The 26,430-nt window shown below is 48.4% G+C and carries 29 protein-coding genes and 1 pseudogene; 4 read left to right on the top strand and 26 right to left on the bottom strand.

Going from position 1 to position 26,430, the window contains the following annotated elements; translation table 11 throughout:
• Nucleotides 1-33 precede the first annotated feature (33 nt).
• Nucleotides 34-1,077, top strand: coding sequence for a zinc-binding alcohol dehydrogenase family protein (locus LCF57_RS19880; protein WP_226002243.1), 1,044 nt, complete (start codon nucleotides 34-36; stop codon nucleotides 1,075-1,077).
• Between the two features lie 431 nt (nucleotides 1,078-1,508).
• On the opposite strand, the gene LCF57_RS19875 is transcribed toward LCF57_RS19880, so the two are convergent.
• The 8 genes and pseudogenes from LCF57_RS19875 to LCF57_RS19840 form a co-directional block, all read right to left on the bottom strand.
• Nucleotides 1,509-1,796: a Dabb family protein gene (locus LCF57_RS19875; RefSeq protein WP_226002242.1), complete on the bottom strand. Its 288-nt coding sequence runs from the start codon at nucleotides 1,794-1,796 to the stop codon at nucleotides 1,509-1,511.
• A gap of 43 nt (nucleotides 1,797-1,839) precedes the next feature.
• Nucleotides 1,840-2,205 carry a nuclear transport factor 2 family protein gene (locus LCF57_RS19870; RefSeq protein WP_226002241.1) on the bottom strand — a complete coding sequence of 122 codons (366 nt, stop codon included), beginning with the start codon at nucleotides 2,203-2,205 and terminating at the stop codon, nucleotides 1,840-1,842.
• A gap of 24 nt (nucleotides 2,206-2,229) precedes the next feature.
• Nucleotides 2,230-3,030 carry an SDR family oxidoreductase gene (locus LCF57_RS19865; protein ID WP_226002240.1) on the bottom strand — a complete coding sequence of 267 codons (801 nt, stop codon included), beginning with the start codon at nucleotides 3,028-3,030 and terminating at the stop codon, nucleotides 2,230-2,232.
• A 78-nt stretch (nucleotides 3,031-3,108) separates the two neighbouring features.
• Nucleotides 3,109-4,041, bottom strand: coding sequence for a helix-turn-helix transcriptional regulator (locus LCF57_RS19860; RefSeq protein WP_226002239.1), 933 nt, complete (start codon nucleotides 4,039-4,041; stop codon nucleotides 3,109-3,111).
• 148 nt (nucleotides 4,042-4,189) lie between these two features.
• Nucleotides 4,190-4,594 (bottom strand): VOC family protein, encoded by a 405-nt coding sequence (locus tag LCF57_RS19855; protein ID WP_226002238.1) that lies wholly within the window; start codon nucleotides 4,592-4,594, stop codon nucleotides 4,190-4,192.
• Nucleotides 4,595-4,721: 127 nt separating this feature from the next.
• A pseudogene (locus LCF57_RS19850) lies at nucleotides 4,722-5,670 on the bottom strand (helix-turn-helix transcriptional regulator).
• 45 nt (nucleotides 5,671-5,715) lie between these two features.
• A complete protein-coding gene (rlmH, locus tag LCF57_RS19845; RefSeq protein ID WP_013312768.1) occupies nucleotides 5,716-6,195 on the bottom strand; it encodes a 23S rRNA (pseudouridine(1915)-N(3))-methyltransferase RlmH in 480 nt (159 codons plus the stop codon).
• 161 nt (nucleotides 6,196-6,356) lie between these two features.
• Nucleotides 6,357-7,208 carry a DNA-binding protein gene (locus tag LCF57_RS19840; protein WP_226002237.1) on the bottom strand — a complete coding sequence of 284 codons (852 nt, stop codon included), beginning with the start codon at nucleotides 7,206-7,208 and terminating at the stop codon, nucleotides 6,357-6,359.
• 192 nt (nucleotides 7,209-7,400) lie between these two features.
• On the opposite strand from LCF57_RS19840, the gene LCF57_RS19835 reads away from it, so the two are divergent.
• The gene (locus LCF57_RS19835; RefSeq protein WP_226002236.1) at nucleotides 7,401-7,745 is read left to right on the top strand and encodes a helix-turn-helix domain-containing protein; all 345 of its coding nucleotides are present in this window, start codon (nucleotides 7,401-7,403) and stop codon (nucleotides 7,743-7,745) included.
• A gap of 82 nt (nucleotides 7,746-7,827) precedes the next feature.
• Here LCF57_RS19835 and LCF57_RS19830 read toward each other — a convergent pair whose 3' ends face one another.
• From LCF57_RS19830 to LCF57_RS19815, 4 genes are all read right to left on the bottom strand, one after another.
• Nucleotides 7,828-8,316, bottom strand: a complete 489-nt coding sequence (locus LCF57_RS19830; RefSeq protein ID WP_226002235.1) for a DinB family protein — start codon at nucleotides 8,314-8,316, stop codon at nucleotides 7,828-7,830.
• A gap of 28 nt (nucleotides 8,317-8,344) precedes the next feature.
• Nucleotides 8,345-9,286, bottom strand: coding sequence for a helix-turn-helix domain-containing protein (locus LCF57_RS19825; RefSeq protein WP_226002234.1), 942 nt, complete (start codon nucleotides 9,284-9,286; stop codon nucleotides 8,345-8,347).
• Between the two features lie 123 nt (nucleotides 9,287-9,409).
• On the bottom strand, nucleotides 9,410-9,577 hold the full coding sequence (locus LCF57_RS19820; protein ID WP_013373879.1) for a CxxH/CxxC protein: 168 nt from the start codon (nucleotides 9,575-9,577) through the stop codon (nucleotides 9,410-9,412).
• Nucleotides 9,578-9,681: 104 nt separating this feature from the next.
• The gene (locus LCF57_RS19815) at nucleotides 9,682-10,446 is read right to left on the bottom strand and encodes a class I SAM-dependent methyltransferase (RefSeq protein WP_226002589.1); all 765 of its coding nucleotides are present in this window, start codon (nucleotides 10,444-10,446) and stop codon (nucleotides 9,682-9,684) included.
• A gap of 235 nt (nucleotides 10,447-10,681) precedes the next feature.
• Here LCF57_RS19815 and LCF57_RS19810 point away from each other — a divergent pair, with 235 nt between their 5' ends.
• The gene (locus LCF57_RS19810; RefSeq protein ID WP_226002233.1) at nucleotides 10,682-12,403 is read left to right on the top strand and encodes a cellulase family glycosylhydrolase; all 1,722 of its coding nucleotides are present in this window, start codon (nucleotides 10,682-10,684) and stop codon (nucleotides 12,401-12,403) included.
• An 89-nt stretch (nucleotides 12,404-12,492) separates the two neighbouring features.
• Here LCF57_RS19810 and LCF57_RS19805 read toward each other — a convergent pair whose 3' ends face one another.
• A complete protein-coding gene (locus LCF57_RS19805; protein ID WP_226002232.1) occupies nucleotides 12,493-13,728 on the bottom strand; it encodes a S1C family serine protease in 1,236 nt (411 codons plus the stop codon).
• A gap of 503 nt (nucleotides 13,729-14,231) precedes the next feature.
• Here LCF57_RS19805 and LCF57_RS19800 point away from each other — a divergent pair.
• Nucleotides 14,232-14,438 (top strand): hypothetical protein, encoded by a 207-nt coding sequence (locus LCF57_RS19800; protein WP_007433188.1) that lies wholly within the window; start codon nucleotides 14,232-14,234, stop codon nucleotides 14,436-14,438.
• On the opposite strand, the gene LCF57_RS19795 is transcribed toward LCF57_RS19800, so the two are convergent.
• The 13 genes from LCF57_RS19795 to LCF57_RS19735 all read right to left on the bottom strand — a co-directional run bounded on the left by LCF57_RS19795 (nucleotide 14,407) and on the right by LCF57_RS19735 (nucleotide 26,399).
• Nucleotides 14,407-15,213, bottom strand: coding sequence for an MBL fold metallo-hydrolase (locus LCF57_RS19795; RefSeq protein WP_025717214.1), 807 nt, complete (start codon nucleotides 15,211-15,213; stop codon nucleotides 14,407-14,409). The two genes, LCF57_RS19800 and LCF57_RS19795, sit on opposite strands and share 32 nt — an antisense overlap.
• Nucleotides 15,214-15,219: 6 nt before the next feature.
• On the bottom strand, nucleotides 15,220-15,984 hold the full coding sequence (gene yycI / locus LCF57_RS19790) for a two-component system regulatory protein YycI (RefSeq protein ID WP_226002231.1): 765 nt from the start codon (nucleotides 15,982-15,984) through the stop codon (nucleotides 15,220-15,222).
• Between the two features lie 18 nt (nucleotides 15,985-16,002).
• Nucleotides 16,003-17,343 carry a YycH family regulatory protein gene (locus tag LCF57_RS19785; protein WP_226002230.1) on the bottom strand — a complete coding sequence of 447 codons (1,341 nt, stop codon included), beginning with the start codon at nucleotides 17,341-17,343 and terminating at the stop codon, nucleotides 16,003-16,005.
• Nucleotides 17,340-19,094, bottom strand: coding sequence for a cell wall metabolism sensor histidine kinase WalK (walK, locus tag LCF57_RS19780; RefSeq protein WP_413232218.1), 1,755 nt, complete (start codon nucleotides 19,092-19,094; stop codon nucleotides 17,340-17,342). The genes LCF57_RS19785 and walK overlap by 4 nt, the downstream gene beginning before the upstream one ends.
• A 71-nt stretch (nucleotides 19,095-19,165) precedes the next feature.
• Complete coding sequence (gene yycF / locus LCF57_RS19775) at nucleotides 19,166-19,897, bottom strand: response regulator YycF (protein WP_226002228.1); 732 nt, start codon at nucleotides 19,895-19,897, stop codon at nucleotides 19,166-19,168.
• A 235-nt stretch (nucleotides 19,898-20,132) separates the two neighbouring features.
• A complete protein-coding gene (locus LCF57_RS19770; protein ID WP_226002227.1) occupies nucleotides 20,133-21,656 on the bottom strand; it encodes a M23 family metallopeptidase in 1,524 nt (507 codons plus the stop codon).
• A gap of 298 nt (nucleotides 21,657-21,954) precedes the next feature.
• Complete coding sequence (locus tag LCF57_RS19765) at nucleotides 21,955-22,539, bottom strand: hypothetical protein (protein WP_226002226.1); 585 nt, start codon at nucleotides 22,537-22,539, stop codon at nucleotides 21,955-21,957.
• Nucleotides 22,540-22,686: 147 nt separating this feature from the next.
• On the bottom strand, nucleotides 22,687-23,403 hold the full coding sequence (locus tag LCF57_RS19760; protein ID WP_226002225.1) for a GntR family transcriptional regulator: 717 nt from the start codon (nucleotides 23,401-23,403) through the stop codon (nucleotides 22,687-22,689).
• Between the two features lie 22 nt (nucleotides 23,404-23,425).
• Nucleotides 23,426-23,620, bottom strand: a complete 195-nt coding sequence (locus tag LCF57_RS19755) for a hypothetical protein (protein ID WP_226002224.1) — start codon at nucleotides 23,618-23,620, stop codon at nucleotides 23,426-23,428.
• On the bottom strand, nucleotides 23,611-24,258 hold the full coding sequence (locus LCF57_RS19750) for a CehA/McbA family metallohydrolase (protein ID WP_226002223.1): 648 nt from the start codon (nucleotides 24,256-24,258) through the stop codon (nucleotides 23,611-23,613). The genes LCF57_RS19755 and LCF57_RS19750 overlap by 10 nt, the downstream gene beginning before the upstream one ends.
• Nucleotides 24,225-24,458, bottom strand: a complete 234-nt coding sequence (locus LCF57_RS19745) for a PHP domain-containing protein (protein ID WP_226002222.1) — start codon at nucleotides 24,456-24,458, stop codon at nucleotides 24,225-24,227. The genes LCF57_RS19750 and LCF57_RS19745 overlap by 34 nt, the downstream gene beginning before the upstream one ends.
• Nucleotides 24,451-24,918, bottom strand: a complete 468-nt coding sequence (locus LCF57_RS19740; protein ID WP_226002221.1) for a hypothetical protein — start codon at nucleotides 24,916-24,918, stop codon at nucleotides 24,451-24,453. Before LCF57_RS19740 ends, LCF57_RS19745 begins: the two co-directional genes overlap by 8 nt.
• Nucleotides 24,915-26,399, bottom strand: a complete 1,485-nt coding sequence (locus LCF57_RS19735) for a hypothetical protein (protein ID WP_226002220.1) — start codon at nucleotides 26,397-26,399, stop codon at nucleotides 24,915-24,917. The genes LCF57_RS19740 and LCF57_RS19735 overlap by 4 nt, the downstream gene beginning before the upstream one ends.
• Between the last annotated feature and the right edge of the window lie 31 nt (nucleotides 26,400-26,430).

The raw sequence follows: 26,430 nt of genomic DNA, 5'->3' as shown, positions 1-26,430 counted from the left end.
TACAACATTTCCTATTTGAGAGGATGGATACCCATGAATACCAACCAAAAGATGAAAGCAGTCGGTGCTTACCGATACCTCCCAATATCCAATCCGGAAAGCCTTATTGATCTGCATTTGGATAAACCGGAACCTACGGGCCGTGATTTGCTTGTAAATGTAAAGGCAATCTCTGTCAACCCTGCAGACGTAGGTGTTCGCGAAAACCATAACTACGAAGCCGAATCACCGAAAATTCTTGGTTGGGATGCTGCTGGAATCGTAGAACAAGTTGGTCCTGACTGTCAATTGTTTAAACCTGGGGACAAGATCTATTATGCGGGCAGTGTATCTCGACCAGGCAGTAATAGTGAATTTCACTTGGTTGATGAACGAATTGTAGGAAATATGCCGAAAAGTTTGGATTTCGCAGCCGCAGCCGCATTACCGCTTACCTCGATAACTGCATGGGAGGGCCTATTTGATCGTTTAGGAATTAGCCTAAACGCAAATGAAAACAAAAATATACTTATTATCGGTGCAGCAGGAGGGGTAGGATCGATTGCCATTCAACTTGCCAAATTAGCAGGTTTGACTGTCATCGGTACTGCTTCGCGTCCAGAGTCAACTCAATGGGTTAAAAGTCTAGGTGCGGATTTTATAATAAACCACAACAACCCTTTTCAACCTCAGCTCAAAGAATTTGGTATAGACACCGTAGATTATATCTTTTGCTTGAATGATACTGTACAACATCTAGCCAATATGGCGGAGGTCATTACCCCTCAAGGTATAATTTGCTGTATCGTACCTGCAGATAAGGCTACCTGGGCAGGAAGCCTGAAAATGGACTTGCTGTTTTCTAAAAGTGTAACGTTTGTATGGGAGTTCATGTTTACACGGTCCATGTTTCATACCAAAGACATGATTAAACAACACGAATTGCTGAATGACCTGGCGGACTTAATCGATGATGGAAAATTAAAAACTACACTAAACGAACGACTAGAACCCATTAATGCAGCAAACCTACGTTTAGCGCATGAGAAGTTGGAAACTGGACGGTCCATTGGAAAAATTGTTTTAGAAAACTTCTGATACTACGAAAAAGGCACGTTTGGTTCCAAAAAGCGGTAATGTGTATAGGCAAGACTAAGGCCCCTTGCCAATATGGGGCCTTTTTGTGTACAACGATATGGTGCAGGCGAGACCAAATCTCCCCAAACTTTGTAAAAACTTGCCGTCACTTATGGTACGCTTCACCGCGCTAGCTGTAACGGCAAGGTTTAGGGCCATTCCTTTTGAGACCTTACGTAAATCGGGTTGACCATGTGACCTGTCGGGCTTACTGAGTATCTCTTGTCCGTGTCCAAACACCGGATTCGTTCCATTTCCTCCTCGTTCAGCTCAAAGTCGAACGCTGTGGACTCTATACGGAAAACAGCACCGTACTCTTCACTAATGAAGAATATGGTGCTGTTTATATTTCGCAGTTATGCGACTGAAGAGACATTGGTAGTTAACTTCTATTAGATTGCGCAGCAGACAGACGCCTGCGTTTCCAGAACCGTACCCATCCACTTGGCGACTTCCTGATGGGCCGGGTGGATAAGGTATTCATCCATGTCTTCTAAGGAAGCAAACTTGGTGATCAGGATCAAATCGTATGCTGAAGGACCAGGGCGAACATTAACTTCAGCCTGAACATCGAGAAGAACTTGTATTTCCCCTCTCAAGCCTAGCAGAACGGTTTGAACTTGCTCGATATGCTCCAGGCTCCGGTCCTTCAGCTTCAATAACACATGATTTAGTATCATCTTTAGGTCCCCCTCGTTCCTTATCTGATTAGCCTTTGTCTACTTATTCCGATCCTTTAGACAGCAGGATCGCAAGCTGCTTAATCTTATCGTTGCGAATCTGAAAATAAAAATCCAAATAGAGAGGGTCCGGGAGGCCGGTTTTGTCGAAATCCCCGTTAACCTTAAAAACTACCACAGCTTCTTCCTCATGCTGTTTATCCTGTATGGGTTCAAGCGTTATGTTAGCTCCAAAGTGATATTCGGCACTCCATTGTTTTATAGCAGCTTTGCCTGCCCACTCTTTGCCTTCATCGAGAACAAGTGCATCTTGCGAAAAGCAGTCGACATAAGTATCCGGATCGGGTTTATTAGTAGCGGCTATAAAATCTTGTACGACTTGTGGAAGCAGATTAAGATCAGGCTTCATATGATCAACCCCTTTGTAATTTCGTTAAACGGTGCGGATGGTTCCGCCGTCAATGACATACTCACAGCCCGTAATATAAGAGGCTCTACTTGACGCAAGGAAGGCGGCAAGCTCGGCAACCTCCTCAGGTTTGGCCGGCCGGCCGAGAGGAATGCCACCAAGCTCGTCCATTAACTGCTGCCGGGCAGCTGTATAGTCCGTTCCGGCTTGTTCAGCCATTCTCTCGATTAAGCGTTCTGCTGCTTCCGTTTCGGTAAATCCCGGCGCCAATGCATTGATTCTTATCCCCTTTGGGCCGTACTGGGTCGCCAGGTTTTTACTGTAGTTAACGAGCGCAGCTTTGGCAGCCGAATAAGGCATGGTTATGTTGCCGGGAAGCCTACTTTGAATAGAGGATATATGGACAATCACTCCGCTTTGCTGTTTGACCATGTAAGGCAAAAATCCGCGATCAAGGCGGACGGAAGAAAACAGGTTGGCATTAAACGTCGTTTGCCAATCTTCATCTGTTTGAGCTAAAGCCCCTGCTGTACTTGTTGAGGATCCTCCCACATTGTTAATCAAAATATCCAGACCGCCGAATTTTCGAGTCGTTTCCTGAACAATATGATCCACACCTTCCGGAAGGCCCACATCGGCCTGAATGAATCCTATCTCCTTCGGTAATGCTTCAGGCATGGATCTTGCCGCAGCTATAACTTCAGCTCCCGCTGCATGCAAACGCTGGACGATCGCCCAGCCGATTCCCCGGGTTCCGCCAGTCACCAGTGCTCGTTTACCTGCAAATTCTTTGCTCATATCCAATAAGTACGGGCTGTTATCCATTGTTCTGCTGAATCCTCCTTAGTATGTTTTGAATACAAGGCTAGTTTAATCAACAGAACCTGACAGCAGCGTGTCCAGTTATGTTAAATATTTTCCGGACATTTTCGCCGTACGGTTTTTTATCTCCAGCCTGACAGACGCCGGCTCAACAACTTCCAGTAAATCTCCATAGGAAAGAAGATATTGAACAAGCCATTCTCCGGAAGGCATATCTGAAGTGACCCGGAAAGACCCATCTTCCTGTTTCAAAATGTCCTCTTCCTTAAACTCATCTACGATACGATAGGCTCCCGCCGGTTCTATTTGTAATACCAGACGGATTCTCGGCATTTCTTTAACCCTAGATTCTTCACGAGAAGTCACTGTAGACTCCATGCGCTCTTGCTGAAGCTCTAAGAGCTGAGCCCCGTCCCCGTCTGAAAGCTGTACATTCGACATCCTAGTAATCTTAAAGTTTCTTAAAGCATCTTTGTCAAAACTGTAAGCCTCAACGTACCAGGCTCTATCCTTAAATAGCAGTTTCACTGGTGCGGCTCTCCGGCTTTTTTGTTCCCCGGCCGCGCTCAGGTATGTAAACGAAATCACTTTATGCTCCAAAATGGCCTGTTTCAGCAATGTATACAGCTCTTTTTGTTTTTGCCCGCTTCCCCATGGGGAGAAATCGACTTCAATCCAGTTGGTACTATTTTTCCTGAACAAGCTGCTCAGCTTCGAGAAGACTTCGTCGGAATCAGGCAATCGGGCTACGGACAAGCTTTGCAGGGCAAAAAGTATCTCATCCTGCTCCTTGTCGGTAAGCAAAGATTTGTTCAGGACAAACCTGTCGGAAAGGGAAATGCCACCTCCTTTTCCTTGGCTGGTATAGACCGGAATTCCAGCCTGGCTCAAGGTTTCAACGTCTCTATAGATCGTTCTGGTAGAAACCTCAAACCGCTCAGCCAGCTCTGGTGCCGTAACCGTCCCCTTTTCCAGTAAAATATAAATCATTTGAAATAATCTGCTGATTTGCATCCGCTCACCTCTTGGTTTCAGTATAACTAAAAAAACTTGACAAATTTATGTCAAGTTAAAATTTTCCGTATAAATAAAGCCCCTACTTATGATAAGGTTCTTCGCGCTGTCTGTAACGGCAAGTTTGAAGGCCATCCTTTACTGTCTGTCAATGTCTACCTCTAAACCGTTTAATCGCATCCTCGGTCACCGGCTCGAAGAGGTTAAGAAGGTTGCCGTCGGGATCGCGGAACAGCATAGAACGGTTCCCCCACGGCATCGTGGTCGGTTCCTTTACCCAATTATCGACAAATGGCTTCAAGCGCACATATTCGGCCTCGACATCGTCGACGCGGAACTCAATAATGACAGTGCGATTATTGGCCCCCACTACGGAACCGGCGCCGAATAGCTGCGCCGTCTGGGAGTGGCCGATTGCAAGGGTGCATGATGGCGCAACGAGTTCGGCAAATACGGGGGCGGGTCGCTCCGCCGCAACCCCCATGACTTTCTCATAGAACGCGACGAGACGATCCACGTCGTCAGTAATGATGCGTACAGAAGCGAAATTCACAAGATATCATCCTTCCTAATAATAGGTTTGACTGTGTCCCTCAGCCGTTGCAAAACATACTCTTACTCATCTATCTCCTTTACATTTACATGTCCAATTATAAAAAACTGCTACTGACAACGTTATGTCAGTAGCGGTTTAGAATTTTTTGGGCTTCCTGGCGAATCCGATTTCGGAATGATTTGGGTTCCAACACGATTACGCCCGCTCCCCAGCCAAGCACCCATTGCAGCAATTCATCCAGCTGACGAACGCGTAAGACCACATCCAATCCATCTTGATGCTCTTTCATATCCTCTATGTAATGATAGTTCGATTCCTTCACCTTATCTGCAATGTCATGATTAAATCGAAGGAAGACTCGCAATTGGCGATCATCTAAAGGGGTATACTTCCCTTAAGTCAAAATGCGCAGGGAGTTCGAATCGTTCGTCCAGTTCGATAAGTTCAGCTATTCGGGACAACCGGAAATGGCGGATGTCTTGGCGTAGATCACACCGGGCCACAAGCATCCAAGACCCTTCAACGAGTACAAGGCCATAGGTAGCGGCGGTACGTTCGCTATGGCGGCTCCCCGTGGAATTTGTAATTCTTTTCGAATAATGAAATCTGATCTTTCGCCCATCTAGTAGAGCTCGGCGGATCTTATCGAGATTTCCCCTTTCGTTTGACAGAGCTGTCTGTTTGCCAGGAGCGAGCAATCGCAGCGACTTGCGTATACGGGAGGTCTCACTGCGGACACTGTCTGATAGAGTCACCTCGATTTTCCTCCTAGCAACATTAGCTCTATCACGATAATCATCATCAAATCGTTGCTCGATAAATTCTGTTCCTATAAGCAAGGTTACGGCTTCCTCTATTGTAAAACTGATCGGAGGTAGAAAATATCCCTCCATTAAAGAATACCCTGTGCCTGTAGTGCCTATAATCGGCACGCCTGCTTCGCTGAGCGCCTGAATGTCGCGTTAGATGGTCCTCACGCTGGTTTCAAATCGTGCCGCCAAATCCTCGGCACGTACCACTTGTCTGCCTTGCAGCTCCAGTACGATGGCCAACAAACGATCTGTTTTGTTCATTGACTCCCCCCTTGAAACGTAATACTGTACAACAGAAACTTGCCGTTATTTATGATACGGTTCCCCGCGATTAATCTTCACCGCCCGATAAATTTGCTCTACAAGCACCAACCTCATCAGCTGATGAGGCAAGGTCATTCTTCCGAAGCTCAGCTTCTGCTGGGCGCGGCGGAGGACCTCGTCAGAGAGACCGTGGCTGCCGCCGATGACGAAGACGACATGACTTGTACCGTAGGTGCCGAGCTTGTCCAATTCCTCAGCAAGCTCTTCTGAGCTCCACAGCTTGCCGTCGATGGCAAGCACAATGACATGTGCTTCACTTTTCACATGAGCAAGGATACGCTCACCCTCCCGCTCCTTGACCTGTCGCACCTCAGCCTCACTTAGTGTGTCGGGTGCCTTTTCGTCCGCTACCTCGATCATTTGGAACTTGATGTACGGGCCCAGCCGTTTAGCGTATTCCTGAATCCCCATGACCAAATACTTCTCTTTTAGCTTGCCTACACCTATAAGTTGAATAAACAAATTCCATACCCCTATCTATGTCGAATGATAATGTAAAATTGTATTTACCGTGCCTAACATAAAAAGATACCTTTAACATAACTATTGTAGCACCCGATTCACCTCTTACCTATCTATTTCCTCTCCGTTACGAGCCTATTCCCTGTTCAGATCATAGCGAATCATTCATTTATGCTCTTCACAATGAAATGCTTATCAGTTTCGTATTCATCAAGACACTGCATTAGCATCTGTCGATATTCGTTGATTTGTTCAGCTGTCGCCCACTCACGCAGCGATTCGAACAAAGCTGTACATTTCTTGAAATTACGATCATTACCCGACTGATTGGCTAAGTGCATCGCCTGCATAGTAAGCCCCACCGCATCCTGTAATCTATCGTACTTCCGATAGCACAAAGCCAAATGATAGCAGTAGCTATAATAGTAAGATACGTTCTCTGCGTCTTCATAACTCCCGAATTCATCAATCTGCTCTGCAAACGTATGTAAAATATTTTCCACATCTAAATGATACATAAGCGCTGCCTGTAATATGGTATTCAGCCCCGGTAATATTTCCTCTAGATTATCCTGCAAAAAGGCTACGTATTCCTCGACAAGCTCTATACTTCCAGACAAAATATCTACTGCATATAAATTAGTTTTGGCTAAAAACCTGAATTCCTCGACAACCTGATTGTCTTCTTCCTTTAAATCCTCCATCCAACCCAGCTCAGCATACTTATAGATACACTCCCTTGCCTGCTCATACGCGCCCTGGTTCTGGTGAGCCATCCCACCCATCAGATGACTGAGCCCAAAATAATATACCAACGGACGTTCTAAATTGACATGCGGAATGGGTAATTTCATTGCTTTATGATACTGCCATTCTTCATAGATACTCTGTACACATTGGTACAAAATATCCGCCGTCTCAATCACCTTTTTCCAATTTTCAAAAGCCACAGCCATCTCTAACATTTCAACAATGATGTCCGGTTTGAGTGATTTCAGGATAGAAGTTCGCAAAGAGGGTTCCTCCTTTAAAATGACTAGGATAAAAAGCACTCACTCTTAATATATTCCTTTGTGAAACTCCAAATAAGTAGTACAATAAATTAAATATAGTACTTAATCGCAGTTTTTTCAATATATTTTACCGCCTTTATGTCTCTGCTAATTACATCGATACTCTCCTAACCTTTAGGAGAGGTGGTTAATATGACAAAATTACGGAATTCGGTTGGAGAAAGAATTAGAACGATTCGGAAGGCTAAGGGATTAACACAGCAACAACTTGCGGAACTTTCAGGATTAGATGATGCATATATCGGATCGGTAGAGCGTGGCGAAAGAAACTTTTCGATTGATACCTTGGAGAAAGTGCTGACTGCCTTAAACGTGTCTATCAGTGAGTTAATGTTTTCCAAAGAACAAATGACTAAAGACGAAACTATTCGCCAAGAGGCAATAGATGAGTTTGTTGCGTTGACCAGCAGATTGAATGAAGAGCAAATCGGGATTCTCAGACGAGTTAGTAAAGAAGTTTCACGCGCGTTCGAGTAAGCCATTCCACCCTAAAAAAGCTTTGAATAAAATCAAAAAAGAGCACCTCACAGGTGCCCTCCAAACCTTTTATAAAAAATACTCAAGCGTACAACATAAAAAAGCTCACTTCATGCCCCAATTGCTTCAAATAATTGTAGATCTGCGAACGGTGATGGAACACATGGGTCACGGTCTCAATCTGCCATTGAACCTGTAAATGTCCGTGCTCCATATAGAAAGCCTTCGTCGAACGATTCAGATAATCGTCTTCGCTAAGCGAAAGAATGTAAGCCTTGTAGGCCTCAAAGTTTTCCCTGAAAGTCGTAGCCAAGCGCTCGGGATCTTCCACCCCGGACAGGCTGTTTTCAATGTTGCCCACTTCTTCCTCGGTCTTCTCCTGCATAATCGCAAGATCCGAAGCCGGAATGAGCACAAAATGGTGCACTAACTCCAGCAGCGAGCGGAAATTGTCCTGCGGCCGAAAGCTCCAATCCTCTGGACGTATTTTGCGGATCAGTGCTTCCCCCGTCCGTACTCCGGTCTCCAGCTCATTCAGCAGATGATCACGAACTTGCAGCGTTCCACTCATATTCTCATCTCTCCTTTGCCATTCTTCTTCATGCTTTGAGTATAGCGGAAGCCTCAGGGCGTGTATTGTAAAAATCGGACAATCTCCGAAAATCCTTTGCCGCAGTAAGCGGGGAATCGCCATAAAACCTGCGAAAATCACGGATCAGATGCGCTTGATCGAAAAAGTTGTGCTTCAACGCAAGCTCCATCCAATCCAGAGAGCCACCGCTTTGTATACTGTGCAGAACGCTCTGGAAGCGGACGACCTCACTGAACTTTTTGGGGCTGATCCCGATCCATTGCCCAAATTTGCGGTTGAGCTGTCTTTCACTGATCGCTTCGCGCTCTGCAAGCTCCTTCACACTCATACCCCCACTGCTTACAAAAATCCGATGCAGCAGATTTTTCATCAGGTCACAATCGTTCGTCCTACGGCGCAGTAGAAGCTGGATGAGATACTCATCCATTACGCGCACCCGTTCATTAAAGTCTCGTGCCTCAAAAATACGTTCACTTATGATCTCGATATTCTCGGGCCATATATCTTCCAAGCGATAATTACCGCCTGTAAACAAGTGAGTCGGCATGCCGTGAAAATAGTGTGCACCACCCGGAAAAAATCGCACCGCAAAAATACGTGTCTCGGACCCTGCTTGTCTGGTAGACACGAACGGATGCGTAAATGTCCCGCAGTACGAGATATCCTGACGCTTACTCACCAGGTCGTATTCTAATAGAATATCCGTACAACCGTCAGGTAATACCCGATCCACTGCCTCTTCTTTCTCCAGCCAGCTTAATGAAGCTGCATCTCTACCTGATACTGTAACATCCCTTTCAAAAGCTTCTCCAGTAACCGGACCAGACTCCCAATAGCAAGCTACGTAAGCTCTCAGCGCAGCAGACGGCTTTTGTTCGATATAATACGTGGAGGGATCACTTCCATTGACTTGAAGCGGACGAAATAGTGAATGCAGCAAAGGGTCCATCCATCGTTCACTCCTGTCTCAGTACGTGGTGAGAATAAATATAGCTCTATGTATGAGGTATTTTTGCAATAAATTCTGATATACAAAAAGGACGTTTCTGCCCGAAACGCCCGTGCTTGTTTTTTAGACGACCAAAAACTCTGCTTTCTTCTCACATTCCTTGCACTTCACTGGAGGGTCCCAATCCGAAAATTTCGTTTCCTTGAGATCGACGACATCCGGTGCATCCTCGTATTCATCGACGAACATATCAATTGCCAGTTCCACATGCTCTTTACATACCACGTACATTCAGTTGCATCCCTTTCCGTTTGAAGCTCTTCCTGTTGTAGGTGTGTCAAAACCGCCTACTTTTGTTCTACCACACTTGACGCGGAAAGGAAAGAGCCGGTCTTCTATCTCTGACGTTTGGTTTTAAAAATGAGAAAATTACTGACGTTCAGGTCTTCACGAAAATGGGGATATTTCTCTAGCATCTCTGCCGATGGCTTCGGTTCGATCATTCCTTCCAACAACAAGCCTGCCTCAATAATGGTCTGTACGTAACTATTCAGCGTGCGGTGAAAATACAAAAACTTTTCTTCCTGATCATAAGGCATATCCTGCTCCAATGGACCTTCGTTGAAATATTGATCCACTTTCCAATACAGCTTTTTCCCAGTCTCATCCTTCACCCATCCACTATCCGGCGTCTGAAAGCACGGGTGTAATATAGAGAAAATAAAGCTGCCCCCTGGAACCAGCAACCGCCGCATTTCGGCAATCGCCTGCTCATAATCCTCCAAGTCCTGTATGACCATATTGGATACGATCAGATCAAAACTCTGGTCTCCGAACATCTCCAGCTTCTCCAGATTGCCGTGATGGTATGTAATGCCCAACGCTGAAGGCGTTCGCTCTTTGGCTAGCCTCAGCATCTCTGTCGAGTAATCGACAGCCTCTACCAAAGCACCCGCTCTGGCCATTTTACGGCTTAGATAGCCTTCGCCACAGCCGGCATCTAGCACTTTTTTGCCCACGAGGGGTCCCATACAGGCTTGCAATGCCGGATTCAGCAGTACTTCGCGAGATCGATCCCCTTCCTCAGTGTACTTGGCAGTAAAGTTTTCTGCATGCATATTCCAGCGTCGAATGGCCTCTTCCGTGTCCCACTTATTCATATTCATACCCATCTCCCCTCCGTACTCAATAGCCCTTGCGAATCTACTTTCCATGTAGGGCCATAGATTCTACACTCATTTCTGTATTTTTTCAATAATAACGCTTACAATTTTAAAATATCTAATTAACACATGATTTTTACATTAATTATACAGGTATTCCATATTCAAATAGTATGGTAGTGTTTATTAGAAAGCGCTTTCAAAAATAACTTTGTAAAGGGGCCTGCCTGTTATGTTAAAACGAAGACCCGTTTCATTGCTGTCGTTGACGCTTGCCATCACCCTATTGTTATCTACGTTCGCGTCCGTTGCCGCCGCTGCCGAATCTGACGGACAAGCACCACAAGCCACCGCTGCAAGCAATATGCAATCGTATGTTGAAGCCATGCAGCCGGGATGGAATTTAGGAAATTCTCTGGATGCTGTCGGAGCAGATGAGACAGCTTGGGGCAATCCACGCATTACCCAGGCGTTGATCCAGCAAATTGCTGCCCAAGGGTACAAAAGTATCCGTATTCCCGTTACCTGGGATAAACACATAGGAGCCGCACCGAATTATACCGTCGAGTCTGCCTACATGAACCGTGTAGAAGAGGTTGTGCGCTGGGCGCTGGATGCCAATCTGTACGTCATGATCAATGTTCATCATGATTCATGGCTGTGGGCAAGCAGTATGGAGCCCAAACATGATGAAGTGTTAGCTCGCTATAACTCATTATGGACACAAATTGCCAAGCGCTTTAAAGATAAACCGGACAAGCTGATGTTCGAAAGCATTAATGAACCCCGTTTCACCGAGGGCGGAACAACCAATGAAGCGAAAGCGAACCAGATGCTCCAAGAATTGAATGTATCCTTCCACAAAATTGTCCGTGCCTCCGGCGGCAAAAATGCCACTCGCCCCCTTGTTCTGCCCGGATTGGATACGTCACCTGCCCAGAACAAAATCAACGAGCTGTACAACACGATAACCAAGCTCAACGACCCTAACCTGATTGCGACCGTTCACTATTATGGTTATTGGCCTTTCAGTGTAAATATTGCGGGCCATACTACTTTTGATACAGATACCAAAAACGATATTATCCAAACCTTTGATAACGTCTATAACACCTTTGTAGCCAAAGGTATTCCGGTCATTGTCGGTGAATTCGGTCTGCTCGGCTTTGATAAAAATACAGGCGTTATTGAACAAGGCGAAAAGCTGAAATTTTTTGAGTTCCTAACCTATTACATGAAAGAGAAAAAAATAACAGGCATACTCTGGGATAACGGCCAGCATTTCAACCGTACAACGTACAAGTGGTCCGATCCTGAACTCTTTAATGTCATCCGGGCCGGTCTGAAAGGACGTTCCTCCAATGCTGTCAGTGACCTCATTCACTTGAAGAAAGGTGCTGCCGTTCAGGATGCCAAGGTCACTTTGAACCTGAATGGCAATCAGCTGACCACACTCAGTGCCAACAGCAAGCAACTGAAGCAAGGCACCGACTACACGTTGAGCGGTGATACATTAACTTTCAAGGCCAGCTTGCTTACCAGCCTGACCACTTCCGGTAAGTATGGCGAGAATGCAGTAATTAACGCCAAATTTAATAAAGGAGCAGACTGGAACTTCAAAGTGGTGGTATATGACACACCAAAATTAAGCGCTACCGAGGGGACTACGCAAGCCTTTACCATTCCAACCGACTTCCGTGGCAGCCAGCTTGCTACAATGGAAGCTGTGTATACCAATGGGGGCAATGCCGGTCCGCAGGACTGGACACCCTATAAGGAGTTTGGCAATACCTTCGCTCCTGCCTATGATAGCAATGGCATCAAGCTACTGCCTGAATTTTTTAACAGCGTGAAGGATGGTGAAGTCACGCTGAAATTCCATTTCTGGAGCGGCGATGTGGTGACATACAAGATCACCAAGAGCGGAACGCGTGTGACGGGAACGACCTCTTAAGCTAACACGCAACCGATAAACTGAAAAGGCGTTCCCGGAAAATGAGCCGGAGAACGCCTTTTTTTATAGTTATGCCTATAAGTTAAACCCTAGCCTTCCGGCTTATCCGTTAATTTTAACGTTACCGTTTCTTCCTTGCCTGCCCGGTAAAAGGTAACTTTCAGCTCGTCGCCAATCTTCTTGGTATCATATAAGTAGCGGCGCAGATCAAGTGTAGAGTTGATCGGCTCACCATCAAAGGCTGTGATGACATCGTTCAGCTTCAAGCCTGCCTCTTTGGCAGGACCGTGGGCTTCCAAAACCACTGCCCCATCCTTTACGCTATCGGGTAGCTTGAGTTCCTTGCGCTGTGTTTCGTCCAGCGGTGCATACTCATTATTGAGGTCGACCGTGTAGACCCCCAGATAAGGGCGGGTAATTTTGCCGTCCTCAACCAGCTCATTCACCGTTTTCATGACCTCATTGGCGGGAATGGCGAACCCAAGTCCTTCAACGCCGGTATCGGCGATTTTCATCGTATTGATGCCAATCACACGTCCGTCCAGATCGACCAGCGCACCGCCGCTATTCCCCTCATTAATCGCCGCATCGGTCTGGATGACATGCTGCTCCCAGTCGTATACGCCGTCCTGATTAATGGAAATAGGAATGATCCGATTCGTATAGCTCACAATGCCGGAGGTCAGCGTGTCCCCCAAGCCGAGCGGATTGCCAATAGCAATGACGGTCTCGCCTAGACGAAGTTTGCTGGAGTCACCGATATCGGCTACCGTGTTAATACCTTTATCATCAACCGCCAGCACGGCAATATCGCTAATGCGATCCTTTCCAATCAGCTTTGCCTCTTTTCTAACACCATCCACTGTTACAATATCCAGATCATCCGAACCTTCGATGACATGGTTGTTCGTCATAATGAAGGCTTTGCCGGAACTCACCCGGAAAATAACACCCGATCCAAGTGCCGATTGCTCCGTGCTGCTACCATCTTCCCCTTTCAGGTTCACGATGCTGACAACAGCCGGGCGCACCTTGGCTGCCGCCTGCACAATCCGGTCATACGGATCACCCGCTGCTTGCCGCAAGGAATAATGGCTTGCTCCGGTTACCGCTGTAGCGGAGGGCAACCCTGTAATAAAGCTGAACAGCAGTACAGCAAACACGGCACTGACTACACCGCTAATGACAGCAGCCTGCATCGGACTTACTCCGCGGCTTCGGTGCGGCCAACGCCCCCGTCCTCCACGGCGTGCCTTGAATGCCGTTTTTTTCGCCGCACGTGTAGATACCTTTGTTGAATAAAAATCGTCTTCGAACAAGCCCATACTAATCCTCTCCCCTTCGTTGTCATGCACCGACACTCACTAAAAAATTAGGGCTATTCGGGCTTGCGCCAACCTATGCTACAGAGAACCTGCTCCGTTGAACATCTCAAGTGGATTGAATATCCCCCATCATCGGAATCCAGCAACCTATCGTTCCAGCCTACTTATCTATCACCACAAATGGCGCCTACCTAAGCAACCGGATCTCATAAATTAGCATACACGCCGAATCTGACTCCGAATAGAGGAAAAAGGAGGAATGATTTCCAAACCAATGGACTACAATAGTAACAAGTCTTCTATTCTATTACAAAATGATCGTCTCATAGAGACGTTCTGGCCTGTTCCCGTCCGCTTAAAGCAGCCTATACTTTTGGATGAGAGCCTTCCTTCAGAAAGCTATCTGTTGTTAGCTTTATTGTATCACAGCACCCAACAAAACCACAGGCAGAATCAAGCTTATGACACGCCATTTTCAAAATATTTTTCAGGGGGAATATATGATGAATTCACATCGTTCAGCTATGGATGAAGTTCGTATGGCTGCCAAGCTTGCGGATTTAAAAGACGAGCATTACCGCAACACACTGGCGCTAAGTACATTGATTGAACTACTGGTGGATAAAGGCGTTGTGACCCGTGAAGAGGTAGAACGCAAAGCCGCCGAGCTGGACAGCTTTATGACTCACTTACCTTATCCCAAGGTGTAGGACGATCATAATACGTATCGCACAATCGGAACTCACTGTCCTTGTAAAAGCAGCCGCGGTCTTCCATCGCTCCGCGTACGGTCAGCTTCGCAAGCTCCATCATATTGTGGTCGCGGCTCAAATGTGCCAAATACGTTCGCTTTGTCCGCCCTGTCAGCAGCTCGCTAAGAATCGCACCCGCCATCTCATTGGATAAGTGACCGATATCGCTGAGAATACGGCGTTTGATGTTCCACGGATAACGCCCCATACGCAGCATCTCCACATCATGATTAGCCTCCAGCACTAATACGTCAGCGTCTGATATCGCCTGCTTCACTTTGTCGCTGACATAGCCGAGGTCGGTCGCTACACTGAGCTTCTCTGCCCCATCGTAAAAGCTGTACCCTACGGGCTCAGCTGCATCATGGGATATGCCAAAAGACTCCACACGCAATGATTCAAATTCACGCGTCGCGCCTGTCTCCAATATTCTGCGGTTATCGTCCGGAATTTGCCCGACAGCATTGCTGATGGCAAACCACGTCTTCTCATTGGCATACACAGGTAAATTATATTTACGCGCCATGGCGCCTAGTCCTTTAACATGATCGGAATGCTCATGCGTGACCAAAATACCATCCAACTCTTCTCCGCTCAGATCGCGCTCTTTCAGCAATTCATCAATACGCTTCGCGCTGAGACCTGCGTCGATGAGTAATGTCGTGTCTTCATTCCGCACAACGGTAGCGTTGCCGGTCGAACCGCTCGACAGCACGGTAAATGAAATCCCCATATCTGTTCAAGACCCTTCTGTATGTTCTGTCTTTGGACTAATGACATCTCCGTTCATCTGTACATAATAGACGCCTTTCCCGTTATCCAGCATAAACCGCCACACGGGGGCGGCCACCTGGCTATCTGAGTTAAAGGTCTGTCCGTAGTAACCGAGCCGAATATCCTTCACAATCGAGTCACGCGGCAAATAGCTGTCGATCAAGCGTGCCAGCGCCTTGGATGCAGGCAGCATTTTTTTCGCCTCGTCCGAGGGCTGGAGAATCACCTGAATTTTGCGATATCCTGTAATCTTCTGATTGCTGTAAAACAGAGCCAGCTTCACATTAAACAGCGGCCATTTGTCCTGTACCAATGGATGCAGCACAAAAGCGTCCGCTTGTCCGGATACCGGCTCCTCCTGAACATCCAGTGGATCATACTGGTAGTTGTCAATATCCTTGATTTGCGGCTCCAATGCCTCAACCAGCGCATCATGGGTGAATACAAGCTTGCTGTCGACCGGCTTTACCAGCTGCACGCGATCATCCTTTTCCCCACCATGAACATACGTGTAGGAAAGCTTGGGCAGCTGCGGGGTATCTCCTGGAATCGGAGCCAGCACCTGAATGCTCTTTTCTTCCATTAAACGCTGCGTATTTTCATCCAATGAAGTAAAATCCAAATTCGGCCCTGCCGTTTCCTGTGCATCATTCCACAACTGGCGCCCCAGCACTACATTGAGCAGCAAAAATGTACAGATCAGTACGTTTTTGGCACGGCTCCAATCCATTCCCGTTCCCCCTTCCTGTCACCGCTTTGTCTCCTGAGGTGGCTGCGCTTGTGGTGGATTCGATGCTGTCGTTACTGGAACAGCATGAATCTCTACAATAGAACCGTCGCCCAGCGTAACGCGCCACTCGGGAACAAGCTTCAACCCATCATTGGTCAGCTCCGGCTGATATACAGGAGTTAGATCTCTAATGGTTTTTCCTTTGCCTACCGTCTTCAATTGCTTTTTCAAGACGTCGCCGCCTGGAAGCATGACCTTCTTCGAGGACTGCTCCCCACCCTTGAGGTACAGCAGCGAACGATCATAGACCGATGCCGTTTCCTGCTGGATTTGCAGCGAAATCGTACCAAAGCGGAATGATGGTGTATCCAGCACCGGATAAGCCCCGTAATACTGCTGAAACAGCACACTCGTACGATTTTCATCGCTGCCTCTCATTTTCAGCTGATAGGAAGCATCCCAGCCGCCATGTTGATTTACAAAATCAACTGCGGCCAACACATCCCTAATCGGACTGCTTCCGCTCGCTCCTGGAGCACTGGGATCGGTATAGCTCATCCATCGCTGATCCTGCTTGATTTGCAGACTTCGCTTGCTGTCGGTATAAATTTGGGAGCCGTCCTTCTCCTGAATATTACGTGTAATTCCTGGATCAAAAAACAAGTTCCGCTGCATCTGCTCTGTCGTAAACAATCCGACATACACCACGGGCTGTACCGTCTCCAGATCATCTACGGGAATGTAGTACTGATGATCCACCAGCTCGTACAACGGAGCATTTTTGCCAAAATTCACATGCTGCTTTATATCCTCCACCGTCATATCGAACTGGTTCGCCTCATACACTACATCGCCTCTCGCACTGAAAAAGAGAGCGTGCGGCTTGGCATTCTTTTCATCGATATAGATCCAGATACGGTTAATCGTCTCTCCCTGAAACACCGAATCTGGCGTCAGACGCATGACCCGCTCCAGTAATGACACGGGGACGCCGCCCGAAAAAGACAATTCGATGCCCTCATTCTCGCTGCGAATTCGTGCCCAATCCGCTGACTGAATACTCCGACGTTGGAAATTTTCAAAGCTCCGGCTCTCCAGCCGCGTATAAATCAAATCGTAAAAAGCAACACCCGGATAAAAAACAGTGTGTTTTTTGTCCCCTTGGTGAATTAGCATTTTATCGGGGAACACGAGGTTTTCAATCTTTTTCTCCTGCCCCATGCTTTCGGTCTTCACATAGTTTGTTTCTGAAGTGAGTACAGAATCACTGCCCGGAAGGCGGTAGATCAAAAAGTAAGTCTGTATCAGGCTGGAAGCCACCAGAAAAGCAAGCGCCCCTGACTTCAAACGTTCCTTCACTGTGCTTCCCTCCCTTCACCCGACATCGGAAGCGTAAAGGTCGTGCAAGTCCCTTGACCATACTCTGACTCCAGAAAAATCTGGCCTCCATGAGCTTTTACAATTTCCCGGGCAATCGACAGCCCTAATCCCGTACCGCCCATATTGCGCGATCTCGCCTTGTCTACACGATAGAACCGTTCAAAAATCCGGTCCAGATCCTTTTTCGGAATCCCAATTCCGGTATCCTGCACCGAAATCGACAGCATCCCCTCACTGTTGCGGCGTGCTTCAATCCGAATGCTTCCGCCCTCCGGCGTATATTTCAACGCATTGGACATCAGATTGTCCAATACCTGCTCAATTTGATCCCGGTCGATCACGACCTTGCCAATCCCCTGCTCTACGAACATTCCTGAGCGAATGTGCTTTTGCTTCATTTGAAAAGAGAATCGATCCGCCACTTCGTCCAGCATCTCCATCACATCCGCAGGCTGCATCCGCAAAGGCGCCTCATTGGAATCAAGCCGCGATAGATGCAGCAAATCCGTAACCAGCCGGATCATACGCTCCGTCTCGTTGCGAATCACGCCCACGAAGCGTTCCGCAAGCTGCGGCTCACTCATCGCGCCGTCATCCAGCGCTTCGGCATAGCTGCGGATCGTCGTCAGCGGAGTACGCAGCTCATGGGATACATTCGCTACGAATTCCCGCCGTGTCGTCTCCATTTCCTCCTGCTCCGTCACGTCCTGGAGCACAGCAATTGTTCCCGTAATGCCAAATTCCCGCCGATGAATCGGCGTGAACGTCACACGGATCACGATCGGATCATCCTGACCTGCCGGCTCCAGCTGCAGGAGCGTGGAGGCCGAAGAGCCGCTATACAGGGCCTCGGTTTCCTCCGGATCGATTCCCAGCAGCACCGCGATATGTCTACCGGTCATTTCGTTCTCGTTCACGCCCAGCATAGCGCTGGCCCGACGGTTCACCAGAATGACCCGGCCATGATCATCCGTAGCGACTACACCGTCGCTCATATTGGTCAAGATAGAGGAGAGCTTCTCCTTCTCCTCCTCATTTTGGGACAGCGCCTCACGCAGGCGGCCCGTCATATAGTTGAAGGCCACGCTAAGTCTGCCGATCTCATCCTCACCAAACACTGGCATCTGCTGGTCAAACCTGCCCTCTGCGACCTCTGTCGCATGGCGTGTCATCACCTTGATCGGGTGTGTAATCGTGTGGGCCAACACCACGCCCAGCACTGCCGTCAACGCCAGCGCAATCAGCATACCGGATAGAAACACATTGTTAATGCGTTTCATCGTATCGTACAGCTCGGTCATCGAAGCGGCGATGTACACCGCGCCAACGATTTTACCCTGGCTGATGACAGGCTTGGCGACGACCTTTTTACGGACGTTATCCTCGTCCACCATGTATTCTTCGTTATCGCGAATCCCTTGGAGTGCGCGACTGACAACGGTCTGCGTATTTTTACGTCCGACATAATCGGCGTGTGAGCCTTGAGAGGTAATCAATACCTTGCCACTGGCATCCAGCACCTGAATTTCCGCACCGCTGAAATCGAACAGATTGTTCACCCGCGCGCGCAGACTTTCTACGCTGTCTTCTTCCATTTTACCGTCACTGCCGTTCAGATCCTGCTCTGCAAGTACGGACAGCATTTCCGCCCGCGCCTGCAAATCCTGTGTAAAATTACTCGTCAGAGAGTTCTTCATCGAGCTGACAAAATAGACTCCGATCAGCTGCATCGCCACCAAAATAAGCAGCACATAAATAATAATCAGCTTGGCATGGATGGTACGAAAGAAAGACAGCCATCTCATGCCCGCAGGCCACCTTTGCTCCCGCTAACAATATATCCGAGTCCACGCCGAGTCAGGATGGTCTCCGGTTTGCTCGGATTCTCCTCGATTTTCTCACGCAGTCTCCGAATCGTCACATCCACCGTCCGTACGTCCCCGTAGTATTCGAACCCCCACACCGCCTGAAGCAAATGCTCGCGGGTCATAACTTTTCCGGCATTTTTCGCCATGTAGTGCAAAAGCTCATACTCTCGGTGCGTTAGGTCAAGCGCCGTCCCGTTTTTGTAAGCTGTATACATATCCGTATCAAAAAAGAGGTCTCCCACGCGCAGCCCCTGCTTATCCTCCTGTGAACGACTTTCCGGCGTACTTGTCCCGCCGCGCTGCTGTCTGCGCATCTGTGCCTTTACCCGTGCCAGCAATTCCCGTGTGCTGAACGGCTTCGTCACATAATCGTCCGCACCCAGCTCCAGCCCCAGCACCTTATCGATTTCGCCGTCTTTGGCGGTTAGCATAATAATCGGCGTCTGGAGCTGATGTCCGCGTACCTCGCGGCATACGTCCATACCGTCCATGCCCGGCAGCATCAGGTCCAGCAGAATCAGGTCAGGCTGCTGCTTGACCGCAATATCCACTGCGCTGATTCCATCGAACGCGCAAATCACCTGGTAGCCCTCTTTTTCCAAATTAAATTTCAAAATATCAGCGATAGGCTGTTCATCATCCACGACCAGAATCGTCCCCTGCATACAGCGTTCACCTCTTCTCACGGATCGTAATCTATATATTGAACTTTCGTTTGTTAGTATCCATAAGATGCTTATTCTATTCTATCATACACGCACGCCATTCCATTACTTCTTCAGACCCTTTTCTTTTATGCAGAAAAAAACCATGTCTGCACCCATTGTTAAGCATGCAGAAAAACATGGCCTTTCTCCTTGGTCCTCATAAATCATGTACATTCCGATATAAACAACAAATCTATCTTAGATATGTCATTGGATTTTGCGCTGTATTATTTTTACGGATCTCGAAGTGAACATGCGTGCCTGTTGAGCGTCCAGTATTCCCCATAATACCAATGGCCTCACCTTGCTGAACAACCTGTCCCACATGAACCCCAATACTGCTCAAATGTCCGTAGACCGTTTGATAGCCGTTGCGATGATCAATCATAATGACATTGCCGTAGCCATTCTGCTGACCCGCAAATGTGACGACACCTTCATCGGAGGCCTGAATGGTATGATTGCCAACCAAATCAACACCTTCATGCATACGTCCCCAGCGTCCCCCAAAACTGCTCGTCATTATTGCACCCGAAATCGGCCAAGCAAATTGACCCGAGCCTTCTCCCTCGACCTTCGTTCCTCTCAGAACCACCTCGGTAAGAGACGGCTGCAATACCTTTTGACCGAGCCATTCCTCTTGCACGACCTCACCGTTCTCCTTGGTCAAACGGTAGTCCATTTCTTTAAGACCCGCTTGTCCCGGTCTGACGACTTTGGTAACCCCGGCCTTCAATTCATCACTCTGGCGAATCTCAACCTCAGGTTCGATGGCAATCTGCTCGACAACCTTCTCTACCGTTCGCACCGTGACTGGAGCCTTGGGTGCAGTGAGCTTCAGCTCGTCCCCAATTTGCAGATACAGCTCGCGCAGGCCGGGATTGTTTTGCTTAATTTCCCAAGCGGTCATATTGAATTTCGTAGCAATGGACGACAACGAATCGCCTTCCTGCACCGTGTACGTTACAGGTTCCTCGCGCCCCTCAGTCAGCACCTTCACCGCTTCTGCCTCTGTCAGCACCTTGTTGGGGTCTGCTTTCACAGGCTTATATACAATTTTCTCACGGATACTGGCAGACTCTAGCCACGCTTTAGGCGCCTTGGTACTAGCACTGGCATGACTGCTGCCCACCGACGTCTTGCGAACCAGTCCCTTAATACCTGTAGCCTTACTCTCACCCGCAGGTGTGTATTTCTTCTGTACTTGCTTCAACGCTGCCTGTGCAGTCGCTTTTTCCTTGACAATGCCAACCGTCTTTCCGTTGACCTTCACTTCGACTCCTTTGGCATACGCTGTTAGCATACCGTCCAGCTTCTTCAGCGTGGCTGAGCTATCGATATCCGCTTTATATGCCTTTTCAGTGGTGGTTGTTACCGCGCTCGTATTAAGCACCATGTCCACGCCGGGATACTTGTCCTTATACTGTTTGCTCTTTGTAGCATACAGCTGCTTGAGCTGTTGCTCATTCAAGATATTCCCGACCTCGACGCCCTTTACATACACTTTATAATAAGGAACCGTGTTGGCACCAACATACTGATTACCAGCAAAAATAAGACTGCCTGCAATCACTACGCCGCCTGCCGTCCAGCTCAACCATTTTCTCCGTCCGCTCCACCATGTTGCTATTGTTCCTGGCTTGCCAGTAGAATTGCCTTCAACGCTTGAATTCTCATTCTTGTGGTCCGGTGAATACTTCCCCTTAGAAACCTCCATGGTCCTCTCCTTTTCAGCATATCCTATCTCTATTAAATGCGTTCGTTATTGTTCTTTTACACTATAAAAATAGCCATTTTGCACGCTGATCTATGATAATAGTCGCTATTTATCATTGCATAGTTGCGTAAAAGGTTTCAAAAATTTAACCTTTTCACAACACAGTTTACTTTAACATAGCTTTTACAAAGAATTCAACTGCACTCCAATACCTTCCTGAGACGCAAAAAAATCCGCGCTCAGCGCGGATTGCATAGTCTTATTTTGAACATAAGTTTTGCCCATAAAATCATCGTTATTATTTAAGCATACTCATCAGCTTGTTGTACTCCTCTTTCGTCAAATACTTCGCAAGCACCTGCTGAATATCCTGAAGCTCCTGCTCGGTCAGGCCGCCTTCCATCGCGGCTGATATTTTCTGCATCTCCTCTGGCGGCAGCTTATTCATCAGAATCGAAAAAATCTCCTGCTTCTCCGCCGCAGGTAGATTGTTCTTCTTCTCCGTTAAATGATCGGGCGTAATCACCAGATCATGGCCTTCGATACTGGTCGACTGGCCTGTTTCAGGTGCAGCGGCACCCGTACCGCCTTCACCCTCGTTCAATCCCTGTCCCATGACGGGCAGAGCATTGTCCGGTGGGGTTACATGTTCCGAGCTCCCGCCTGTTGCCTTGCTTTTCCCCGTGTCTGTATTTTTTCCTGTATCTGTGCTCCCATTCAGCCAGCCCAATCCCCATATCGGCTGATGATCGAGCTGAATGTTGAATTGCCGCAGCAGCGATTGAACATAGGCATTCACGACCACACCTGTCACAGCCAGCGTCAGAGCACTGACCAGCACCACCGTCATTCCTTTTTTGAGCAGCCATCCAAGCCATCTCATATCCCGTTACCTCCTTCATACGCAGCTTGCCATGTGTACATCTTCATGAAGTGCATATCAATCAGTATTGACGAGATATGACGATTTTTAACCCTTGGAATATGTAAAACTAGCACGATTGAATAGTAGATGTGATCTGGCAGTGGATCAACGAGTACGGCGTACCCAAAAACGGAAAATATCATTGCGAACATAATCCAGTGAATACAGCACCTGTCGGTTCAGCTCATCGTAATGAAGCTGCTTGAGCAGTAATACCGTAGCCTGCGGCTGCTGGAGCAGACGTGCCGCGTGGGCATCATGAGCGTTCGGGACGGTAAGCTCTGAATACGCCCCTACAATTCGTACCCCGGCCTGAAGCTCCAAACTTTGAAATAAGGACCCTGAAAAAGACCCGTCCTCCAAAATAGGACTCGCTAACCTCTCCGGCATCCAGTTAATAGAGTGTGCCACCGCTTCCCCGTCCGCGGTACGCGTACGCTCCAGAACAATCATCGGCTCATGCTCGGAAAGTTCCATTCGGTCGGCAATATCCGGGGGACACGTTGAAATCCTCTGGATGGATTTCAACTGCTCGTCCTCCCGCAGCCCTGCTGAACGAATCATATCCCCGATGCTGTACAAGCGATCCAATGAACTGGGAATGCTGGGAAGCGGACGAGTGGCGAATGTGCCGCTCCCGTGCTTTACCAACAGCTTTCCTTCCGATTCCAGCTGGCGGATCGCTCCACGTAGCGTCGTACGCGACACACGGAATGATTGCGAAAGCGCGGCTTCCGAAGGCAGCCTGTCGCCCGGTCCAATCTGGTTAACCTCTATATATTCCTCTATGAGCAACTTAATGCTCTCTTGTTTGGTCGACACCGTCCAAAGCCCAGCCTTTCTATCATAATGATTGGATTCCAGCGATATAAATCGGATTTGTAAAAGCGATCATAGTGACGCAGTCTTCCATACAGCCATACAACTCGGCTCGTATCCAGCCCTTCTCTGCCGGGTCTTGCAGCGTTATCGTATATTCTCCTGATTGAGCAGGAATGTGAATTTCAGAGCATGTCCCCTGACGACTGGTTAGCAGCAAACGAAGGCTCTGCGGCTCCAGCCGATAATGGGCTGCTCTGGTCTGGTCTGTGTATCCAACTGTATCGTCACCAACAGCGAATCTCCCGCCATCGACTCTACATATTCCCCGATGCTATAACGTCTGTCATCCCCCTTAACCTGTGCCTGCATCGTCAATAACGGCCCCATCGTAACCGATACAGAGCCGTTGCGGATTGCCTCAACTGCCCGGATTGCCAACGTCTCTTGTTCTCCCGCTTCCTCCCGCACACCTAGATACGTGACAGCCGGAAGGGCATCATCCGGTTTGGATACGTGCCAGTCCCGACCGCTTACCGCCGTGATGCGATATCCCTGGTTCAACAAATCCGTCCACATCGCAAATGCCCGCTGGCTGTCACGCTTAATCGACGGCATGAGCGTTGACCATACCTCAATATAATCGACCTCATGCCAGTCCTGAATCGTGTATTCCCAGAAGCATCCCGTACAGATCGGACTTCCAATCCTGAACGGATGGGCAATCCCTGCAATACCTCCCTGCTCATGCACCTTCCGAATCCCCTCGTGGATATCATCCGGCCCCAGAACACGCCAGTCGATAAAACGGTCTACCCCGAGCGTCAGCATATGTCCGTAAAAGGTGGTCCATTCCATTCCATTCCTGGAATGATCGGGACGCCAAATTGCTGTTGAACCCGCTCCTGATCTATAAGTGCTGACTGGGTATTGTGATCTGTCATGGCGATACATTCAAGCCCGAGATTGGCTGCGCTTTGGGCCAGTTCCTCCAGTGTTTGCCTGCCGTCACTGTGAAGCGTATGGGTATGAAGCTCTGCCGGGATCCATTTAACCATGTACGGCGTCCTCCCCCCATACCTGAATGCTGTATGTCAGCATCTCTGTTACAACGGCATGCAGACTGACGGTGATCCTCCACATTCCTGCGGGATTGTCTCCTGCGACAAATCCCGGCGAAGCCGCGGAAGAACCCAGTCGATGCTCCTGCTGCATCTCGGGGCGGTGCGCATTGCCCCGATGGCGAACAGAATCGTCGACAGACAGCGTTAATAAATTTTGTATTGGCGTATACTTCTTCCACGCCTCTTCAGCATGACCCGGTTCGTCGTATCCGTATCGGCTCATGCTCTCTTCAATCATGCTTCGAGCCTGCTCCTGATCCTCCAACAGCTTCGGGGTGTACGAAAATTGAATGCGAATGATTTCTGTCGGCTGTGAAATATGAAAAGAGTACGTAATATGGCTCTGGGTGCAGGAACGATCGACCGTTCCTTCCACATACAGCAGCTTGCTCATACCTGCTCATCCTTGCTTGTCGAGTAGTCCGCAGCATAAGTTACTGACCCTGTCTCGTCTGCTGCCCATAGAATACCTGCTGGGGTATCTCGCGTTAGCTCAAGTGCCCGATCTGTACGAATCCCTGGTTGCTTCGGCAAATAATTCTCGTTCAACATAAAAGCATACAGTCCCGCCACCTTCATACGGTCGGCACCTCCTTCCAGCAGCACTGCTCTAATTTCCGCTATATCATCCAGCGCAGGCTCTCCCGATAGCTTGATCGTTGTGGAGAAGTGCGACTCTGCCCCCTCATAAGCGGCTCTAAAATCCCCGAGTCTCAAATCATGATGGCACGATGAATACCACTGCTCAGAGCCATGAAGGCGAAGCTGGATATCGACACAGGCATCCTCTTCACGTCGATTAAAGCCTGGTCTCGATGCTGAAGAGCGTTCACCGTCGGAACTGTGCAAAGAAAACTTGGAAGTCTGGATAAAGACATAGCTTCGCTGATGAGCAAGGGCAATGGATGACGCAAGCGATGGCATTTCCAGCTCCTGCTGGCGCTCCATTTCCCACCCAGTGACCTGATAGGCAAAAGGAAAACGGCTCATGACTGCCTCACGCGGCTCTTCCTCTGGCTTCCACTGGAAGGCAGGTGTCAGCATAAAACGGTAGCCTGACGTAATATGATCCGTAAAGTTTCCATTAGTCGTAGCCGATTGGAGCACAGGATGCCCGCCCAGATCATAGCTTCCCTGAAAAGCAGTAGTTATGTGATGGGGGCCTTGGAAAACGGCATTCAACACGTTGCCGTCTGCATCCAGCTCAACGCGATACATCCACTCAATATCAGTTGTTCTTCCCCACTTGCTCATTAACAGCGGTGCTGGCGTTCCTTCATCCTCATGGCTGAACATCATCTGATATTCGATGATCGTCCGTTCTTCCTCCTCTGCCACCGAATAAAACAGAACCAGCGGCGTATCCGTGAAACGATTTTCATAGGGGTGGAACAAATTGCGGCCATACAAAAGAGGGGTGTGGCGATAGACAATCGATCTGGCCGAAGAATCAGCCACACAGCGCAGCTCGACCCCGTCGATCCATGCTCTGGACACCAGCGGAGCAGACTCCAATTCCCGGAATTCCGCATACACCTCATAATCGCCTTCCTTTAGATTCCCCAACAGACGAGTGTACACACCCAAGCTGCTGCCATAATACAAAATAACGTCCTGATTATAGACATCGTTCAGGTAGAGGCGCACAAAGGCGGATTCCCGATCTGCCGCAGCCCAGTCGCTGTCCGAGCGGGCCAGCAAATCCAGCTCTGCGAATCCGTCTTCCGGCATGGAAAACGTGAATCGGAACCCGTTCCCCGTGCTGAGCTCGACCTCGGCTTTGTGTAAGGCAATCCGATATCCGCAATCCAGCAGGTCTTTTTCCTGCAATTCCCCGCGAAATCCGGTAATCTGCACTTCTGCTTGGCTGTTCATCCCTGTAACCTCCTTAGTGTATAGCGGTCAT

The sequence above is a fragment of the Paenibacillus sp. BJ-4 genome (genome assembly GCF_020404765.1).
GTDB lineage: Bacteria > Bacillota > Bacilli > Paenibacillales > Paenibacillaceae > Paenibacillus.
This window is presented reverse-complemented; position numbering and strand designations above follow the sequence as displayed.

Bases quoted from the DNA above. Each gene is read 5' to 3' on its own strand.
- LCF57_RS19880 (WP_226002243.1), top strand. From the start codon at position 34: ATGAATACCAACCAAAAGATGAAAGCAGTCGGTGCTTACCGATACCTC.
- LCF57_RS19875 (WP_226002242.1), bottom strand. From the start codon at position 1,796: ATGATACTAAATCATGTGTTATTGAAGCTGAAGGACCGGAGCCTGGAG.
- LCF57_RS19870 (WP_226002241.1), bottom strand. From the start codon at position 2,205: ATGAAGCCTGATCTTAATCTGCTTCCACAAGTCGTACAAGATTTTATA.
- LCF57_RS19865 (WP_226002240.1), bottom strand. From the start codon at position 3,030: ATGGATAACAGCCCGTACTTATTGGATATGAGCAAAGAATTTGCAGGT.
- LCF57_RS19860 (WP_226002239.1), bottom strand. From the start codon at position 4,041: ATGCAAATCAGCAGATTATTTCAAATGATTTATATTTTACTGGAAAAG.
- LCF57_RS19835 (WP_226002236.1), top strand. From the start codon at position 7,401: ATGACAAAATTACGGAATTCGGTTGGAGAAAGAATTAGAACGATTCGG.
- LCF57_RS19830 (WP_226002235.1), bottom strand. From the start codon at position 8,316: ATGAGTGGAACGCTGCAAGTTCGTGATCATCTGCTGAATGAGCTGGAG.
- LCF57_RS19825 (WP_226002234.1), bottom strand. From the start codon at position 9,286: ATGGACCCTTTGCTGCATTCACTATTTCGTCCGCTTCAAGTCAATGGA.
- LCF57_RS19820 (WP_013373879.1), bottom strand. From the start codon at position 9,577: ATGTACGTGGTATGTAAAGAGCATGTGGAACTGGCAATTGATATGTTC.
- LCF57_RS19815 (WP_226002589.1), bottom strand. From the start codon at position 10,446: ATGAATAAGTGGGACACGGAAGAGGCCATTCGACGCTGGAATATGCAT.
- LCF57_RS19810 (WP_226002233.1), top strand. From the start codon at position 10,682: ATGTTAAAACGAAGACCCGTTTCATTGCTGTCGTTGACGCTTGCCATC.
- LCF57_RS19805 (WP_226002232.1), bottom strand. From the start codon at position 13,728: ATGGGCTTGTTCGAAGACGATTTTTATTCAACAAAGGTATCTACACGT.
- LCF57_RS19800 (WP_007433188.1), top strand. From the start codon at position 14,232: ATGAATTCACATCGTTCAGCTATGGATGAAGTTCGTATGGCTGCCAAG.
- LCF57_RS19795 (WP_025717214.1), bottom strand. From the start codon at position 15,213: ATGGGGATTTCATTTACCGTGCTGTCGAGCGGTTCGACCGGCAACGCT.
- yycI (WP_226002231.1), bottom strand. From the start codon at position 15,984: ATGGATTGGAGCCGTGCCAAAAACGTACTGATCTGTACATTTTTGCTG.
- walK (WP_413232218.1), bottom strand. From the start codon at position 19,094: ATGCAGCTGATCGGAGTCTATTTTGTCAGCTCGATGAAGAACTCTCTG.
- yycF (WP_226002228.1), bottom strand. From the start codon at position 19,897: ATGCAGGGGACGATTCTGGTCGTGGATGATGAACAGCCTATCGCTGAT.
- LCF57_RS19770 (WP_226002227.1), bottom strand. From the start codon at position 21,656: ATGGAGGTTTCTAAGGGGAAGTATTCACCGGACCACAAGAATGAGAAT.
- LCF57_RS19765 (WP_226002226.1), bottom strand. From the start codon at position 22,539: ATGAGATGGCTTGGATGGCTGCTCAAAAAAGGAATGACGGTGGTGCTG.
- LCF57_RS19750 (WP_226002223.1), bottom strand. From the start codon at position 24,258: ATGGAATGGACCACCTTTTACGGACATATGCTGACGCTCGGGGTAGAC.
- LCF57_RS19745 (WP_226002222.1), bottom strand. From the start codon at position 24,458: ATGGTTAAATGGATCCCGGCAGAGCTTCATACCCATACGCTTCACAGT.
- LCF57_RS19740 (WP_226002221.1), bottom strand. From the start codon at position 24,918: ATGAGCAAGCTGCTGTATGTGGAAGGAACGGTCGATCGTTCCTGCACC.
- LCF57_RS19735 (WP_226002220.1), bottom strand. From the start codon at position 26,399: ATGAACAGCCAAGCAGAAGTGCAGATTACCGGATTTCGCGGGGAATTG.